Raw genomic sequence first — 16580 nt, 5'->3', positions numbered from 1 at the left:
CCGAGCCTATGTGCATCAGGCGCCACGGCTGTGCGGGCTTCGATGATTGCCGGCCCTACGACAGCACAGTCGGCCAAGCCGCACACGCCCCACCGCAATGGAGACGTTACCCAACTTCAAGTACGCAGCAGTAACTTCATGATCCAATGCCATGTGGCCGCATCAAGTCCCGAGATCCTCTCCGAGCAGACACAGACCCGGAGCGGCCGTAGGCGCGCTGCCAGTGGCGGACACGTCGACGGGCTCACCGGCCTGCGCGGATTAGCAGCGATCACCGTCGTATTCGTCCACGGATCCGGGCTCACCGCGTACCCGTGGTTCGGGCTCCATGCCTACGGGCCGATTGCCCTCTTTGTGCTCTCCGGCTTCCTGCTCATCCAGCCGTGGTCCAAGTGGATCATCGGTGCCGCCCCGAAACCATCCCTCGACAGCTTCATCCGTCGCCGGCTCTGGCGCATCTTCCCCGCCTACCTCGTGGTGCTCGTCGTGGCCGCCCTGCTCCTGCCGCTTTCGCGCCCAGTCGGTGCGGATGGCTGGTTCCGAGCACTGACGCTGACCAATACGGCCGCAGCCGATGGGCTCCGCCCCGGAATGGAGCACACGTGGAGTCTGGGGACCGAACTCTCCTGGTATGCCATCGTGCCCGTCGTGGGTGTCCTCGTCGCGACTCTGGGCCGGCGCTTCTGGCCGGACAAGCCCGCACGCCCGATCCTTGCCGCGCTGGGCATCGCGATCATGGTGTCGCTCGGTTGGCGGTACTTCGTCATGTTCCACATCACTGACCTGGGTCAACTCATCACGTTTCCCCTGTGGCTGCCCGCCTTCCTCTTCTGCTTCCTCGGCGGTGCAGCAGTCGCCCACCTGATGCTGGTGGCACGTCATGGGCAGGGCACGATGCGTTCCTTGGAGTGGCTCGCCTCAAAGCCCTCTCTCGTCGCGGGGATTGCCATCGCGAGTGCCCTGATCGGCAACTCGACGCTCGGGGGCGCGTGGACCTTCACGGCCGGGACCTTCCAGGAAATTCTCATCCGGACGGTGGCCTGCACGATCATCGCCACTGTCCTGCTCATCGGTGTGGCGGCAGGCGACGAGCGCTCTTGGCTGAATCGCCTCTTCGCGATGCCCTGGCTCGTCGCGACCGGTCGCTGGTCCTACGGCCTCTATCTCTGGCACATGCCGCTCATGCTCCTGCTGGCCCGCGAGGTCAGGATCCAACCCGGCTTCGCCGGCCTGCTCATCTGGATTGCGATTCTGCTCGCGGTGTCGATCCCCTTGGCCGCCGCGACCTACAGGTTCGTCGAGAAGCCTGCGATCGCGTGGTCCAAGGGCGTCCCGGTCCACTCTCGCTGATCGCGAGCGGCGGCGGCGCCGCCGCTCCTCAGCAGCCCTCGTGCCTCCGACCTGCTGCCGGGGTGGGCCAGGTTCCCGTGGGTGACGTCGCCACATAGAGCAATCCAGAGGCCACGGAGAGCGCCCGCCGGGACACGAAACGGTCGAACCTGTCGATGGGCTTGGGGAAGAATGCGGGGACACCTTCGCGGCGCCGCACGTCGAAGCCGTAGCGCTCGAGGATCTCGGTCAACGCACGGAACGTGAAGACCTTGAGGTGGCCCTGGACCTGGTTTCCCTGGCCAAGGACCCGGTGACGTCGGCCCAACGCGATCTCACTGCTCGTTTCCGTGCCGAGGGGCTGGACCCCGAAGGGCACGAGCACCCGGTTGGCCCAGGAGACCATGTTCGGGGTGGACACCACCAACGTTCCGCCCGGCACCAGTACCCGTCGGATCTCTCGGAGGAAGCTGTCGGGATCCGGGACGTGCTCGATGATCTCGCCAGCGACGACGCACTCGAACGACGCATCATCGAAGGGCAACTTCTGGGTGACGTCGCCACGGGCGTAGGCAAAACGCTCGCTCGCGACGTCGTCGTAGACGTCCACGCCCGTGAGGCCCGTGAGGCCCTTGTCGGCGAGCTGTTCGAGCAAGAAGCCCCGACCACACCCGATGTCCAGCAAGGATGCAGGACGCAGCTCCGTGACGAGATCGATGATGCGCGCCAAGCGCGGATCGACCCGCGAGATGTAAGTGACGTTGCCCTGGTAGTACTCCTCGAAGCTCATGAACGGTCATCCCATGAGCGGGTCTCGTAGGAGGCCGAGGTGACACCCTGACGGTTGTCAACGGTGCCCCACTCCCCGTCAAAGTCCGTGCGCTCGGGCGTGCGCTCCGGGTCCTGCTCGAGGAGGGTGACCGGTTCGGAGTCCTCCTCGGACCCGAAACCCTTCGCGACGTACCCGCCGCCGAGGATCGTGAGGAGGGAGAGCGCCATGGCCCCGAAGGCCAGGGACCGCTCACGGTCCGCCAGTTGGCCACACATGGCTCCGGAGATGACATCGGTGGCCGGGGCGAGCGGCGTGCCGCATCGGATCAACGTCCCGTCGGCGCCGGACGAGGCGACCTTGACCGGCAATGACGCTGCGGCCAGGGCAAACACGGGGACCGCGAGGACCGACGCCACCGCTGCCCCCTGCACCCAACGCCGACCGCGGAGGCGCGGAACGACAAGTTCGCTGAGCAGGAGCAGGACCGCACCGGCGGCCGCGAGCGCCACGGACGTTGCCTTGGCCGAGGAGACGAGATCACGGCATACGAAGTCTGCAAGCGGGTCCGCGTCCGGGGTGGCGGGCGATCCGCACCCGACTGGCACGAGGTTGCTACCCAGTGCGTTGACCGGCGTCACCCACACGGTAATGGCGGCTCCGAGGAGCAGCGCAGCAGCGATGCGCAGGAGGCGAGCGATCCACACGTGGGCCGTGTCCACGGACTTCATACCTTGTCACTTTCTTCGGGGTTGACTTCGACGCACGCCGCGAGGAACAGCGTCCAGATGGCGAGGCCGCCCAGCTGGTGGGCCAGGGTGTTGTCGTTGAGGCGAGGGGCGGGCGGGTACAGCGGAAGGGACGATCCGAGGAACCACGCGACCGGAATCGCGGCCAAGAGAACCACGGCTGCGGTGCTCAGGACGTGACTGCCGGGGCGAATGACGCGCTCTGCGACCAGAAGCACGAGAACCACGATCGCCGGAAGCCAGCCGACGGTTCCCCACACGCAGATGGCGACGACGAGCCACAGAACGGGCTCCCAGGGAGCCGGGCGAGTCGATGTCGGAGCAGGGCGCGTCGACGTCGTCATGGTCTGCTCCCTCCGCGTCGATGCTTCGTGGTCGGTCTGCCTCCGGCCCGTGGTCGCACCACGAGAAGGGTGAGACAGGCGAGCAACGCGGCGCCGCTGACCAGCCAAGCGGTCAATGCTGTCCCAGAAGGCCCGAACGTGATGTGAATGACGTCACCCGGTGCAGCGTTGACGCGCCAGCCGGCCGCGAAGCCGTCGACGACCAGGGGCGCACCCTGATCCTTGTCCCGAACCGACGCCGTCCAGCGCGGGTCGAACGCCTGCCCCGACGACACCAGGCACGGGGAGCACCCGGACGTCAGGCGGAGATCCATCGAGGACGAGCCGCGCCGCACCACCGTGTAGGTGGGCCGCTGAACCTGTTGTGGTGGGGTGCCCGTTGAGGTGAGGCGCAAGTCGTCGATGGCGAAGGTGGGGACGCTGGCGAGCCGGTGACGACCCTCCCCCAACGCGAGGCCTGCACCACACGCCTTGAACGGGATCGCTTGCCCCTCCAGCAGATAGGGAAATCCATCGCGCACATCGGCCTCGAGTGGTTGACCATCGATGGTCCCGACCTGCGTGCAGCCCGACGGAGGCTCACCGGCTTCTCCAATACGCGGCAACCCGATGTTCGTGACGCGCACGAAGCCAGCGCCCGTGCGTTCTGTGAAGAGCAGGCGCACCTTCGTCGCGTCGACCGGCTCGGGGAGAGTGATCCGGGTGGTTCCGGCGTCGAGCGCGACCTCGAAGGTTTCGCCGTCGTTCACCGAGACCAGAGCCTTGGTTCCCCGGCTCCCACCCTCGCCCTGGCTAAAGGTGAAGGACGACAGTCTCCGCTGGGGGAAGTCGACCGAGATCCACTCCCCCACGACTGGCTCGTTGGGGACCCAGGCCGTGCTTTCGTCGGGGTCGCCGCCCCTGTCGTCCAGTGCCATCGAGGCACGCGCGTTGGGATTGCCGAAGGCGCGCGAGCTCGACTGCGCGACGACTTCGCCACTGATGCCCGCGAAGGTGTCGATCTCTGCGTCCGTCACGCCACCAGCGAGGCGAACGGTGCCGGAGCCCTCGAATCGGCGCTCATCGGGCAGAGTGAACTCGCGCTCAAGGCGGGGCTCCTCGGTCGAGAGTCCGTTCGCGTCACCAAGGCTGCGGTGCAGAATCACATCCAGGGGGACCTCGTCCAGATCGACGCCTGCTGTCTCGGCCGCTGGTGGCAGCCTTCGTGTGAGGCGGGTGGGCAGAGCCGCCACCCTGTCGATGGTGATCCCTGGAATGGAGATCTCAGCGAAGCCGACTGGACTGGACCCTTCGCCTTCGACGCCAGTCACCTCGATCGTGAGGCTCGACACCGGCTCTCCGCTGAGTTCGACACTCACCGGGAAGGAGTTCCACGCCGTGAACTTCACGTCCTTGACGATGGATCGTCCACTCACGACCGCGGTCACCTTGGCATCAGTGATGCGGTTCGTCCCGCCCTGCATGGGAGACAGCACGATCGTCGGCATCGGAAGCGCCGTTCGCGGAGTGACGACCACGGCATTGCCCACCCCTGTGCGGAAGTTGCCGAATTGCCAGCCGGTCGTGCGGTCGTTGTCGAAGGCCTGCGTCACGTTGCCGAACGCATGGGGTCCGAACAGGAGCCCCTCCCCCCGTGTTTCCAAGCGGGCGTTGCCCCGGACCACGGCCACGGTCTGGTCGCTGGTGTCGAACAGTGCTCGCGTCGAGTCGGGCTCGACCGTCGCTTCGAGGAGGGGTCCAGCAACTGCTGGATTGTGGTTGCTCCACTCCCGGCGCCCGTTGCTGTCGGTGAGGACCACTCGGGACTCGTCACGCAACGCATCTGACAACTGTGTGTCGTCCAGAGACCCGCCGAGAAGAAGGCCAGGACGATCTTCCAGGAGGCCGGCGGACTGAAGGCTCGGTAGCGCGGTGCCTGCGCCGTCCACGACGAGCGACCCCGCCGCCGCTCGTGCCGCCGCCGACGTCACCGGCAGCTCGCCGGCCACGGAGCGCACCATGGCCGGTGAGGGGGCCCCATGGGCGGGTTCGGCGGGACCGTAGCCCACGGCAGGTGCCAGCCCGGGGTCGGCCTCCAACTGCTGCTCCACCCGGGCGCCGATCTCGCGGGTGCCCTGAACGTCGTAGCGGCCGACGACGTCGCCAGCCCCGATGTATGCGGCCAGTGCGGAGACCGTCCCGGGCGGCAGCGTTCCCTGCTGCAGTCGCCGATCCACCTCGGCCAGAAGGTTGGCCGAGTAGACCCCTCCGGACGGGGAGGCGCTGCGGAACACGAACGGCCGCCGGAAGAGCGAGGGGCCGATCTCGTCCGGCCCGGTATAGCCCCACGAGTATCCGGGAACGCCCGTGCCGGGCACCATGAGGACTCGGCTGTCTCCCGGGCGAGCATTGACCGCGCCGGCGGCCTCGTTCCAGTAGTCCGGGACGTCCATCCGCACCCAGTACATTCCGCCGCTGAGTGCGGGCGCGACCGAACCCGCGACGATGGCCACCGTGCTCCAGAAGGCGGTCCATCGGAGGGTCGACGTCTTGAGGTGAGGAAGGATCGCCTGCGCGGCAAGGCCCACGAGCACGGCCATGCCCAGTTCGAGCACAGCCCCCGCCTTGTTCGTGGTGCGGAACGCGATCAGCCCCGGAATGTTGTCAAGTGCTGCCGCCACGAGGCGGCCCCAAGAACTCTTGTCGTCCGTGGGGAACGTTCCCACCATGACCAAGGCCCCGACGAGGATGCTCGTCGCACCGAACAAGCGCGCCGACGAGCGAGACAGTCGCACGGCCAAGCCGGCCAGGATCGGCCCCCCGAAGGTGAGCAGGATGACGATCGGCCCCATGACATAGGACAGACGTTCCGGGTCGAACGGACCCGCCGCGTCGCCTCCGTAGAGCGTCCACATGCCCAGCCCGCGCAGCACCTCGGGGAAGGAGTTCACGGCGTTGATCGCATCCGTCGACTCGGTTGCTTCCGCGATCGAGGTTCCCACGCCGAGTGCGGCAATCGCCGGCACCAACCAATAGGCGGAAAGGACGGCATAGATCAGGCCGGTGCGAACGATGAGCCACGTCACGGACCAGAAGCGGCGGCCTTCGACGTACAGAGCGTGAAGGACGACCGGCACGATCACGATGAGCTGGATCAGCGGCACGACACCGGCATTGAGCCCACTCATCCCAGCAAGAACGAGAGCACTCGCGGCCGCCCAGCGCCATGACGGAGCGCGGAAACCTCGCAACCAGCAGACGACCAGCCACGGCAGCAGCGCGTAGGGCAGCATGGTCGGCGTTGTGCCGCCACCGACCAGGACATAGGGGTTCGCGGCGTACGCAACCGCCGCCGCGACCGTGGCCACGCTGGCACTGGTCGACCCGACGCGATCCCCGAGCAGCTCTCTCATCACCAGCCGTGCTCCCCAGGCGGCCGCGAGGATCAGCCCGAAGCGCCACAGACGCATGATCAGCCAGGCAGGGATGCCCACGACGTCGAGGAGCGAGAACATCGCTGCGACGGGGACGACGCCTGCGTTGTAGTTCGACGTCCCGAGGTTGGGCGTATCGAGCCACGACGAACTGAACCGAGCCGCTGTCTGCGCAGGTTGGAGAAAGATCTCGGGCTTGGTGTCGGGAGTGAGCACGCCGAAGGCGTTGGCGAGGACGACCACGGCCAGAAGCAGGGACAGCGTGACGAGGACACGGGTCTCCGTGGACACCTCAGCGAGTCGACCTCGCAGATTTCGAGATGTGCTCTTCACTTCACTCCGTCGTGTTGGCTACCAGCGGGTACTAATGTAACCGCCGATGAGTCTCGACGATCTGCGACGCAATTGGGATGGCCTGGGCAAGGTCGATCCCCTCTGGGCGATCCTCGCCTACCCCGAGCGCCACAAAAGGGGGTGGGAGGGTCATGAGGACGACTTCTTCGCCACAGGGAGGCAAGCCGTCGACGAAGTGATGAAGATGCTCGATCGCGTGCAGGCCTCGCCCGCCACCAAGGGCCGCGCGATGGACTTCGGTTGCGGCGCGGGCCGCCTGACGCAGGGGCTCGCAGGGCACTTCGAGAAGGCCGACGGTGTGGACATCGCGTCCTCCATGGTCGACCTCGCGCGCAAGCACAACCGGGCCGGCGATCGGGTCACGTACCACCTCAACGAGAAGTCGGACCTCTCCCTGTTCGAGGACGACACGTTCGATTTCCTGCTGAGCATCATCGTGCTGCAACACATCCCCAACGCCTACAAGACCGGCTATCTCAGGGAGTTCGTGCGCGTCCTGGAGCCCGGTGGCGTGGCCGCGTTCACCGTTCCCAGCCATGGGGACTGGTCGATCGAGGGCATCGTCCGGCGGCTTCCCAACTCCTGGCAGAACGTCTACCGGCGGCGCCGCTACGGCTACGACAACGTCATGGAGTTCCACCCGCTCAAGCGGGCCAAGGTCGAGGCGACCCTGCGGGAGGCAGGCGCGGAGGTCGTCCACGTCGAGCGCGAGTACATGGCCGGGCCGCGATACACCTCATTCATGTACGTCATTCGCAAGCCGGCCGCCAGCACAACGACCTCGTGACCGAGAGCGCTCCCCACCCGACGGACGCATCGGTTCCGGCCCCCGCGCCGGCGCCGCCCTCCAGTCGCAGGGGGCGCCACGGGCTGGGGGCCAGCGTCGTCGGAGCCGGGACGCTCCTCGCGAACATCTTTGGGTACGCGCTCTTCCTCGTCCTCAATCGGGAACTCGGCGCCGAAGAACTCGGGGCCGTCGCCTCACTCCTGAACCTCGTGATCATCGCGGGTGTCGCGGCGCTGTCGACGCAGCTGGTCAGTGCGTGGCGGGTAGCCCTCCACCGACCCGACGCCCAGGCAACGGCGGTGCGGACCGGATTCATCGTCGGGCTCATCGTCACCGGCGCCGTCGCCCTCCTGACCCCCGTGATCGTGCCGCTGCTCCACCTCGACGGACCTCTGCCGGTGTTGCTCGTCGCTGCCTCGATGCTGCCCACGTGCCTCATCGCCGCCGTGCAGGGCAGCCTCCAGGGTGCAGAACGCTTCGTCGCCCTCGGCACGGTGTACGCCGTGGCGTCCGCTGCGCGAACGGCGGGCGGTGCGCTGGCGGCGTGGCTCGGGTGGGGCGTCACCGGTGTCATGGCACTCACCGCCGTCGCCAGCTGGCTCCTCGCCCTCGCGGTCCTGACTCTGGTCCGAAGCCACCTGGGCCGCACGATGCACGCCGACGTTCCAACACAGGTTCGACGAGTGCTCTCAGGGATGGCCGGCACTTCGGCGCTGCTCGTTGCCTCAACCATCGACACCCCCGTTGCCCGCCACGTCCTGTCGGGTGAGGATTCGGGCTCGTATGCCGTTCTCAGCCTTTTTGCGAAGGCCGCCTTCTGGGGTCCGGCCTTCCTTGCCACGGTGCTCTTCCCCCACATGTCGCGCGCCAAGGGCGTGCGCCCCCTGCTCGTCGCCCTGGGTGGCACGGCCGCGATCGTCGCGGTGGGAGTGGCTGCCTCCGCCGTTCTCTCGAGTCCGCTGATCCGCATCGTCGGCGGACCGGCATACACGCATCTTGCCGAGTTGGTCCCCGTATTCACGGCACTCGGAGGCGCATGGGCTCTTTCGCAGGTGCTGGTCTTCTGGGGCGCGGCCCGTGGGCGTCACATCGTGGGCTACCTCGTGTGGGCGGCCGTGGGTGTTGCGACAATCGTCGTGGAGCTGTGGCGGCACGACAGTGTGGGACAGGTAGCGACGACCTTCCTCATCGCCTCGGTGGTCGTCACCCTCGTCGGGATCGTCACCAGCGTCCCCCGCGGCCGCCCCAGGGCCCCGGCCGTCCACGGCTGATCCCCCTGGAATCGTCGGCGTCCGTGCCGATGTTCATTCCGGGCACCACCGCGACACCGATGGCCAGCCCTGCGATGAGTGCCAGCAGGATGCCGACCGTGGGACGGCTCAGGACCGGAATGACCTCCCACGTGGCCGCGGTCGTCAGGATCAGGAGCAGCAGCCAGACCATCCCCGCGTTGCCCGTCGTGGGCTCGGACGAGGTCGTCCGCCGCAGCGACATGATCAGCGTGATCGCCACGAAACCGAAGATGGCCGAGGTCAGGACGATCGACGGGCCAAAGGCGCCATCGACGGCGTAGCGCCACCATGACGCCGCGAAACTCGTGACCAGCGTCAGGACACCGATCGAGATGTTGATGACTCGGGCAATAGTCACGGCGCGCTCCGTCCGTCGAGCGGCACAGGCGCCTGATCGACGACCGATGCCGATGATCGCAGCGTACGACTGTGAGGGCCTTTCGCACAGACGAACGTGACCTTCTGCGAAGGATCAGACGGCCTACCGCCCGGGCGACGGGTCAGTGTGCGGCGTCGTGCCAGCTCCGGCCCAGGCCGACGCTGACGTCAAGAGGAACGTCCATCTCGATGGCCCGTCCCATCTCGGAGCGCACGAGCGCCTCGATGTCGTCTCGCTCCCCCGGAGCGACCTCGAGCACGAGCTCGTCGTGCACCTGGAGCAGCATGCGTGACTTCGCGCCCGACTCGCGCAACGCTCCGTCGACGCCCTTCATGGCGAGCTTGATGATGTCGGCGGCCGAGCCCTGAATCGGAGCGTTGAGGGCCATCCGCTCCGCGCCCTCCCGGCGCTGCCGGTTGTCACTCGTCAGGTCAGGCAGGTAGCGGCGGCGCCCGAGCATGGTCGCGGTGTAGCCCGTGGCGCGTGCCTCGGCCACGACCTCACGAAGGTAGTCGCGGACCCCGCCGAACCGGGCGAAGTACTCGTCCATCAGGCCCTGCGCCTCACCGGTCGAGATCGACAACTGCTTGGAGAGTCCGAACGCCGACAGCCCATAGGCGAGGCCGTAGCTCATCGCCTTGACCTTGCTCCGCATCTCGGCCGTGACATCCTCGGGCGCTACCGAGAAGACACGAGCACCGACGAAGCGGTGGAGGTCCTCCCCCGTGCGGAACGCCTCGATGAGCCCCTCGTCGCCCGAGAGGTGCGCCATGATCCGCATCTCGATCTGGCTGTAGTCGGCGGACATGAGGGACTCGTAGCCATCACCGACGACGAAGACTTCACGAATGCGTCGCCCCTCCTCGGTGCGGATCGGCACGTTCTGGAGGTTGGGGTCGGTCGAGCTGAGGCGCCCAGTCGCGGCGATCGTCTGGATGTAGGTCGTGTGGATCCGCTGGTCCTCTGCCACGGACTTGATGAGTCCCTCGACCGTGACCCGGAGCCTGGTCGCGTCCCGGTGCCGCAGCAGCGCCTCGAGGAAGGGGTGCTCGGTCTTTGCGTACAAGTCGGTCAGCGCGTCGGCATCGGTGGTGTAGCCGGTCTTGGTCCGACGCGTCTTGGGTAGGCCGAGAGTCTCGAACAGGACGGTCTGCAGCTGCTTGGGCGAGCCGAGGTTGATCTCGTCGCCCCCGATCGCGTCGTAGGCATCGAGTTGGGCCTCACGCACCTTGGCTGCGAAGTCCGCCTCCAGCGCGCTGAGCGCGTCTGTGTCCACGGCGATCCCGGTACGCTCCATGGCACCGAGGATGTCGACGAGCGGCAACTCGATGTCGCGCAGCAGTTCGGTGCCGCCCGTCGTCTCGAGCTGCTCACTCAGGGGAACCGACAGGTCGAGAACAGCGCGAGCGCGCACCATGGCGTCCTGACCGACCACGTCGTCCTCGGTGCCGAAGTCGAGCAGACCCTGCCCGCCCGCGTGCTCCTCCGCTTTGAGTTCGCGCCCGAGATGCCGGACGACGAGATCGGCAAGGTCGAAGCTGCGCTGGTCCGGCTTCACGAGATAGGCCGCCAGCGCCGTGTCCATCGTGACCCCGCGCAAGGGCGTCCCCCGCGCCGCGAGAGCGTGCATCGGACCCTTGGCGTCGTGGAGCACCTTGGGCCGCGACCCATCGCCCAGCCAGTCGGCGAGTGCCTTCTCGCCCTCCTCGTCGAGCACAGTGACGTCGATGTATGCCGCCGCGTCACCTTCCGTGGCCAGCGCCACCGCCGTGACGTCCCCGGTGCCGCGACCCCAAGCACCCACGATGTGCATCCCAGTCGGATCGGTCGTGGCGTGCTCGTCGAGCCACGGCTTGACCTCAGCCGACGTCAGGACCGAGGCGTCGAGGTCGAAGCCACCCTCCGCCTCATCGGGGGCGGCGTCGAAGGTTTCGAAGAGGCGCTCGCGCAGCACCCGGAACTCGAGGCCGTCGAAGACCTTGTGGACCTCCTCGCGGTCCCAGGTCGCACGCTCGAGGTCGGCGATCGTCACAGGGAGGGACAGGTCGCGCACGAGCTGGTTGAGGCGGCGATTGCGCAGGACACCGCTGAGGTGTTCGCGCAGCGACTCGCCGGCCTTGCCCTTGATCTCGTCGGCGTGGGCCACGACGCCCTGAAGATCGCCGTAGAGCCCGAGCCACTTCGCGGCTGTCTTGGGACCGACACCGGGAACGCCGGGAAGGTTGTCGCTGGTCTCCCCGACGAGGGCGGCCAGGTCGCTGTAGCGCTCGGGCGGCACGAGGTACTTCTCCTCGACGGCCTTGGGATCCATCCGCCACACGTCCGAGACGCCGCGCACCGGGTAGATGAGGGAGACGTTCTGCGTGACGAGCTGGAAGGCGTCGCGGTCGCCGGTGCAGATGACGACCTCCATGCCCTCGGCTTCGGCCATCGTGGTGAGGGTGGCGATGACGTCGTCGGCCTCGAACCCGTCCAGCTGGACATGCTTGATCCGGAGCGCGTCGAGCACCTCGCGCACCAGATCCACCTGTCCCTTGAACTCGCTCGGAGTCGCGGATCGCGTTGCCTTGTAGTCGGAGTACTCCTCCGATCGGAAGGTTTGCCTCGACACGTCGAAGGCGACCGCCACGTGGGTGGGTGCCTCGTCCCGCAGCACGTTGATGAGCATCGACGTGAAGCCGTAGACGCCATTGGTGTGCTGACCGGTGCTCGTCGAGAAGTTCTCTGCCGGCAACGCGAAGAACGCGCGGTAGGCAAGGGAATGACCGTCGAGGAGAAGGAGGCGACTCACACATGGCACCCTATGGCCAGCCCCCGACAGCAGAGAAGGCGACCACTGTGAGCAGCACGTCCGAGAACCTCATGCCGCGCGTCGACGAGATCATGAAGCTCAACGAGGACACCCTCGCCCACCGGATGGGCATCGAGTTCACTGAGGCCTCAGCCGCACGGATCGTCGCGACCATGCCGGTCGAGGGCAACACCCAGCCCTACGGATTGCTCCACGGCGGTGCGTCAGTGGTGCTCGCCGAGACACTGGGCTCGATCGGCTCGGCGCTCCACGTCGGGCCGGGACGGATCGTCGTGGGCACGGACATCAACGCCACCCACCATCGTGCGGCCCGCAAGGGTCTCGTCACGGGCGTCGCCACGCCGATCTCGCTCGGCAACACCCTGTGCTCGTGGGAGATCGTTGTCTCCGACGAGGACGGCAAGCGCATCTGCACGTCGCGCATCACCTGCCTCGTGCGCGAGGCCCCTCCCCGCGCCTGACGGATCCGACGGCAACTAGCTCGCGCGCGAGCCGCCCACCGAGCGCAGCGACCGGCGACGACGGATCAACTGGTCGACTGCCGCCGCAGTGATGCTGCCCTGAGGAGCGAGCCGACGGCGCAGCTGCGTGGTCCCCACGACTCGCCGCACGATCACCGACGAGAACCCGAGACGCGCGAAGAACCGATGGGCCTCGCGGCTCTGCGTCGGCACGTTGCTCACGACGACATGAGAGCCCGCACGCTCAGCCAGAGTGGCGACGGTTGCGAGGAGTGCTCGGGCGACACCATGTCGGCGCGCCACCGGATCGACGAAGAGCAGCTCGATCGCGATCTCGGGCTCGGGCTGGAGCCCGAACGGGTTCTCGGTGGTGACGACGTAGCCCACGGGTCGACCGTCGATCCGCGCCAGATGAGCCTGGACATCGGGTCGGCACAGCGCGGCTTCGAGCCGTCCCTCGTTGGCGAAGCGCGTCGCGACCTCGAGGGGCACCCCGGCATCGATCTTCGATGTCAGCCACAAACCGATGAGCTCATGGAGGTCGTCCTTGGGTACGGCGGCTACCTCGACCATGCTGCGCGCCACCGGCGCCCTCCTCGATCTCACAGCCCCTGCGTGGTTGACGTGCTGACACTACGGGTCCGGGGGCCTTCGTGGGTAGCCCTTCGGCGAGTTCGGTTTCCGTCGCCGTAAAGTCGCCGCGTGGATCCCTCGTTCCCCGGGCTGGGCACGGCCATCAACGTCGCCACTGTCGTCATCGGCGCCCTGCTGGGCATGGCCATCGGTCACCGATTCCCCGACCGCACCCGATCTGTGGTGACCGACTGCCTCGGACTCACCACCTTGCTCATGGCTGGCCTGTCGGCGGTGAGTGTGACCGATGTCGTCCTGTCCGACGCCACGGGCGCCGGCGCCCCCGTCCTCATCGTCCTCGGGTCCCTGCTCATCGGCTCGATCGCCGGGTCGCTCCTGCGCATCGGCGATCGGCTCGAGTCCCTGGCGGGCCGCATCGAACTCTGGTTCTCGCGCCGCTCCCCCGCCCTGGCCGACGTCGACGACACAGCGGACGCGGCACATCCGACGTCAGCCCGCGAGAAGTTCATCGAGGGCTGGCTCAGCGCCTCGCTGCTCTTCTGCGTCGGCCCGCTGACCATCCTCGGTTCGCTGTCCGACGGCCTGGGACGGGGCATCGACCAGCTGCTGCTCAAGTCCGTGCTCGATGGCTTTGCTGCGCTGGCGTTCGCCTCGACCTTCGGCGTGGGGGTCCTGTTGTCCGCCGGCTCCGTGGCCGTCGTCCAGGGCGCCCTCACCGTGGTCGGCGTATTGCTCGGCTCGATCCTTCCCGAACCACACATCCTCGCCCTGACGGCGACCGGCGGCCTCATGCTCGCCGGCATCGGCTTGCGGCTCCTACGGATCAAGGACGTTCCGGTCGCCGACATGTTGCCCGCTCTCGTCGTCGCCCCTCTGCTCACGCAACTCGTCATCTCACTGAGGTGAGGTAATCCCGTATGCCGGCCGGCCGGCATACGGGATCAGTCCAGAGAGCGCGTGGTGACCGTCAGGCCTTCTCCATGCCCGCGACGACTGCGTCGGCGACTTCCTTCATCCCCATCCGGCGGTCCATGGCGGTCTTCTGGATCCAGCGGAACGCCTCGGACTCGGTGATCTTGAGCTTCGTCATGAGCACGCCCTTGGCGCGGTCCACGGACTTGCGGGTCTCGAGGCGCTCGCCGAGGTCAGCCACCTCCGACTCGAGCGTCTTGAGCTCGCCCCAGCGCGACATGGCGATGTCGATGGCCGGCACGACGTCGGTCGCCGTGAACGGCTTGACGATGTAGGCCATGACGCCGGCATCACGGGCCCGCTCGACGAGCTCGGTCTGGCTGAACGCGGTCAACATGACGACCGGGCAGATCCGATCCTTGCCGATCTGCTCGGCCGCGGAGATCCCGTCGAGCACGGGCATCTTGACGTCCATGATCACGAGGTCCGGCTTGAGGGCCGTGGCCAACTCGACGGCCTGTTCACCGTTGCTGGCCTGTCCAACGACGTCGTAGCCCGCCTCGCCCAGCATCTCGGCCAGGTCGAGACGGATAATGGCCTCGTCCTCGGCCACGAGGATGCGCTTGGCGACGGGCGTGCTCTCTGGGGCCGCAGGCGCGGGGGTCTCTGTGCTCACGGGTTCAGCCTAGGGGACGTCCTGAGACGTCATCGCCAAGGCCACCAGGGCGCCGAGGGCGGTGCTGAGTCTCACGACATCGCAGCGTGCCGAGGGCGGGACTTGAACCCGCACGCCCTTGCGGGCAAAGCATTTTGAGTGCTCCGTGTCTGCCATTCCACCACCCCGGCGAGGGTGTGGACAGTCTAACGGTGGCCCGGCAGTGGTCCGAGCCGGCTCCCGCCCAGGACTCAGGGGGTGGCCGCGACGTCCTCGTAGGCCGGGGCGACGCGGTTCTTGGCGTCCCCGATCCGGTGCACACGCAATGCGTTGGTGGAACCCGGTATCCCCGGCGGCGATCCGGCGACGATGACGACCAGGTCGCCCTCCTCGGCTCGTCCGCCACGCAGCAGCTCTTCGTCTACCTGCATTGCGAACTGGTCCGTGTGGCGAGCAGCCGGAGTGATGAACGTCTCGACGCCCCACGTCAGGGCGAGCTGCGACCGCGTCCACTGGTTCGGGGTGAAGGCCAACATCGGGATCCGTGGGCGCACGCGGGCGAGGCGTCGCGCCGAGTCACCACTCACGGTGAAGGTGATGAGGTACTTGCACCCCACGAGTTCACCGATCTCGGCAGCCGCCGCGGTCACGGCGCCGCCCTTGGTGCGGGGTTTGGTGTCGAGCGGCAGGATCCGGCCCAGGCCGTGCTCCTCGATGTTCTCGATGATGCGAGCCATCGTCGTGACGGCCTCCATCGGATGTTCCCCGATGCTCGTCTCTCCCGAGAGCATGAGGGCGTCAGCTCCGTCGAGGACGGCGTTGGCGGCATCGGAGGCCTCGGCTCGTGTCGGGCGGCTGTTGCTGATCATCGACTCGAGGACCTGTGTCGCGACGATGACCGGCTTGGCGTTCCGACGACCGAGCTCACAGGCACGCTTCTGGACGAGCGGGACCGCCTCGAGGGGCATCTCGACGCCGAGGTCACCACGCGCCACCATGAGGCCGTCGAACGCTCGGACGATCTCGTCGAGGTTCTCGACCGCCTGAGGCTTCTCGATCTTGGCGATCACCGGGATGCGGACGCCCTTCTCGTCCATGATCCGGTGCACCGGCTCGAGGTCGGCCGCACTGCGGACGAACGAGAGCGCGATCATGTCGACCTTGGTGTCGAGGGCCCACCGCAGGTCCGCCTCGTCCTTCTCGGACAGGGCCGGCACGCTCATCGCGGCACCCGGGACGTTGATGCCCTTGTTGTTGCTCAGGACCCCACCCTCGACCACCTCGCACACGATGTCGGTGTCGTTCGCCGACACCACGGTGAGGTTGAGCTTGCCGTCGTCGATCAGGATCGTGTCACCCGCCGACACATCCGCGGGCAACCCTGCGTAGGTCGTGCCCACTTCGTCCTTGGTGCCCTCGACATCGCGGTTCGTGATGGTGAACCGGGCGCCTTCCTCAAGCGTCACCGAGCCGTCCTTGAAGCGGCCCGTCCGGATCTTGGGACCCTGGAGGTCGGCGAGAATCCCCACGGCGTGACCCGTCTCGTCACTGGCCCGACGGACGTCCATGTAGACCCGGGCGTGGTCCGCCAACTCACCGTGCGAGAGGTTGAACCGGGCCACGTCCATCCCCGAACGGACCAGCTCGCGGAGCTGGTCGGGGCTGGACGTGGCCGGTCCAAGGGTGCAGACGATCTTCGCGCGACGCATGCGCTCAGCGTAGCTGCGAGA

The 16580-nt window shown here is 67.4% G+C and carries 14 protein-coding genes and 1 tRNA gene; 5 read left to right on the top strand and 10 right to left on the bottom strand.

Going from position 1 to position 16580, the window contains the following annotated elements; genetic code table 11:
• Positions 1-138 precede the first annotated feature (138 nt).
• On the top strand, positions 139-1350 hold the full coding sequence (locus N802_RS20460) for an acyltransferase family protein (protein ID WP_169743413.1): 1212 nt from the start codon (positions 139-141) through the stop codon (positions 1348-1350).
• A 28-nt stretch (positions 1351-1378) separates the two neighbouring features.
• Here the strand turns inward: N802_RS20460 and N802_RS09735 are convergent, their stop codons facing one another.
• The 4 genes from N802_RS09735 to N802_RS09720 are packed head-to-tail and all read right to left on the bottom strand — an operon-like array spanning position 1379 to position 6895.
• Complete coding sequence (locus N802_RS09735; RefSeq protein WP_052109747.1) at positions 1379-2119, bottom strand: class I SAM-dependent methyltransferase; 741 nt, start codon at positions 2117-2119, stop codon at positions 1379-1381.
• Positions 2116-2829 (bottom strand): hypothetical protein, encoded by a 714-nt coding sequence (locus N802_RS09730; RefSeq protein WP_035915414.1) that lies wholly within the window; start codon positions 2827-2829, stop codon positions 2116-2118. Before N802_RS09730 ends, N802_RS09735 begins: the two co-directional genes overlap by 4 nt.
• Positions 2826-3191, bottom strand: a complete 366-nt coding sequence (locus tag N802_RS09725) for a hypothetical protein (protein ID WP_035915411.1) — start codon at positions 3189-3191, stop codon at positions 2826-2828. Before N802_RS09725 ends, N802_RS09730 begins: the two co-directional genes overlap by 4 nt.
• Complete coding sequence (locus tag N802_RS09720; RefSeq protein ID WP_035915409.1) at positions 3188-6895, bottom strand: alpha-(1->3)-arabinofuranosyltransferase domain-containing protein; 3708 nt, start codon at positions 6893-6895, stop codon at positions 3188-3190. Before N802_RS09720 ends, N802_RS09725 begins: the two co-directional genes overlap by 4 nt.
• 88 nt (positions 6896-6983) lie before the next feature.
• Between N802_RS09720 and N802_RS09715 the strand changes: the two genes are divergently transcribed.
• Together N802_RS09715 and N802_RS09710 are read left to right on the top strand one after the other, a co-directional pair.
• Positions 6984-7745, top strand: a complete 762-nt coding sequence (locus tag N802_RS09715) for a class I SAM-dependent methyltransferase (protein WP_052109745.1) — start codon at positions 6984-6986, stop codon at positions 7743-7745.
• Positions 7742-9016 (top strand): MATE family efflux transporter, encoded by a 1275-nt coding sequence (locus N802_RS09710; protein ID WP_035915407.1) that lies wholly within the window; start codon positions 7742-7744, stop codon positions 9014-9016. Before N802_RS09715 ends, N802_RS09710 begins: the two co-directional genes overlap by 4 nt.
• Here the strand turns inward: N802_RS09710 and N802_RS09705 are convergent.
• Entirely contained in the window at positions 8967-9395 is a 429-nt protein-coding gene (locus N802_RS09705; protein WP_035915405.1) for a hypothetical protein, read from the bottom strand. The two genes, N802_RS09710 and N802_RS09705, sit on opposite strands and share 50 nt — an antisense overlap.
• A gap of 142 nt (positions 9396-9537) precedes the next feature.
• On the bottom strand, positions 9538-12207 hold the full coding sequence (polA, locus tag N802_RS09700; RefSeq protein WP_035915401.1) for a DNA polymerase I: 2670 nt from the start codon (positions 12205-12207) through the stop codon (positions 9538-9540).
• A gap of 71 nt (positions 12208-12278) precedes the next feature.
• Here polA and N802_RS09695 point away from each other — a divergent pair, with 71 nt between their 5' ends.
• On the top strand, positions 12279-12689 hold the full coding sequence (locus tag N802_RS09695) for a hotdog fold thioesterase (protein ID WP_052109785.1): 411 nt from the start codon (positions 12279-12281) through the stop codon (positions 12687-12689).
• Positions 12690-12704: 15 nt separating this feature from the next.
• Here the strand turns inward: N802_RS09695 and N802_RS09690 are convergent, their stop codons facing one another.
• Positions 12705-13274: a GNAT family N-acetyltransferase gene (locus tag N802_RS09690; RefSeq protein WP_035915398.1), complete on the bottom strand. Its 570-nt coding sequence runs from the start codon at positions 13272-13274 to the stop codon at positions 12705-12707.
• A gap of 117 nt (positions 13275-13391) precedes the next feature.
• Here N802_RS09690 and N802_RS09685 point away from each other — a divergent pair, with 117 nt between their 5' ends.
• A complete protein-coding gene (locus tag N802_RS09685) occupies positions 13392-14189 on the top strand; it encodes a DUF554 domain-containing protein (protein WP_035915396.1) in 798 nt (265 codons plus the stop codon).
• A 61-nt stretch (positions 14190-14250) separates the two neighbouring features.
• Here N802_RS09685 and N802_RS09680 read toward each other — a convergent pair whose 3' ends face one another.
• The 3 genes from N802_RS09680 to pyk form a co-directional block, all read right to left on the bottom strand.
• On the bottom strand, positions 14251-14871 hold the full coding sequence (locus tag N802_RS09680; RefSeq protein ID WP_035915393.1) for an ANTAR domain-containing response regulator: 621 nt from the start codon (positions 14869-14871) through the stop codon (positions 14251-14253).
• An 87-nt stretch (positions 14872-14958) separates the two neighbouring features.
• Positions 14959-15041: transfer RNA gene (locus N802_RS09675), tRNA-Leu, on the bottom strand.
• A 60-nt stretch (positions 15042-15101) separates the two neighbouring features.
• Positions 15102-16559 (bottom strand): pyruvate kinase, encoded by a 1458-nt coding sequence (gene pyk, locus N802_RS09670; protein ID WP_035915390.1) that lies wholly within the window; start codon positions 16557-16559, stop codon positions 15102-15104.
• Positions 16560-16580 lie beyond the last annotated feature (21 nt).

The sequence above is a fragment of the Knoellia sinensis KCTC 19936 genome (genome assembly GCF_000768705.1).
Classification (GTDB): Bacteria; Actinomycetota; Actinomycetes; order Actinomycetales; family Dermatophilaceae; genus Knoellia; species Knoellia sinensis.
The sequence above is the reverse complement of the archived record's forward strand: the minus strand, read 5'-3'. Positions and strand labels throughout refer to the sequence as shown.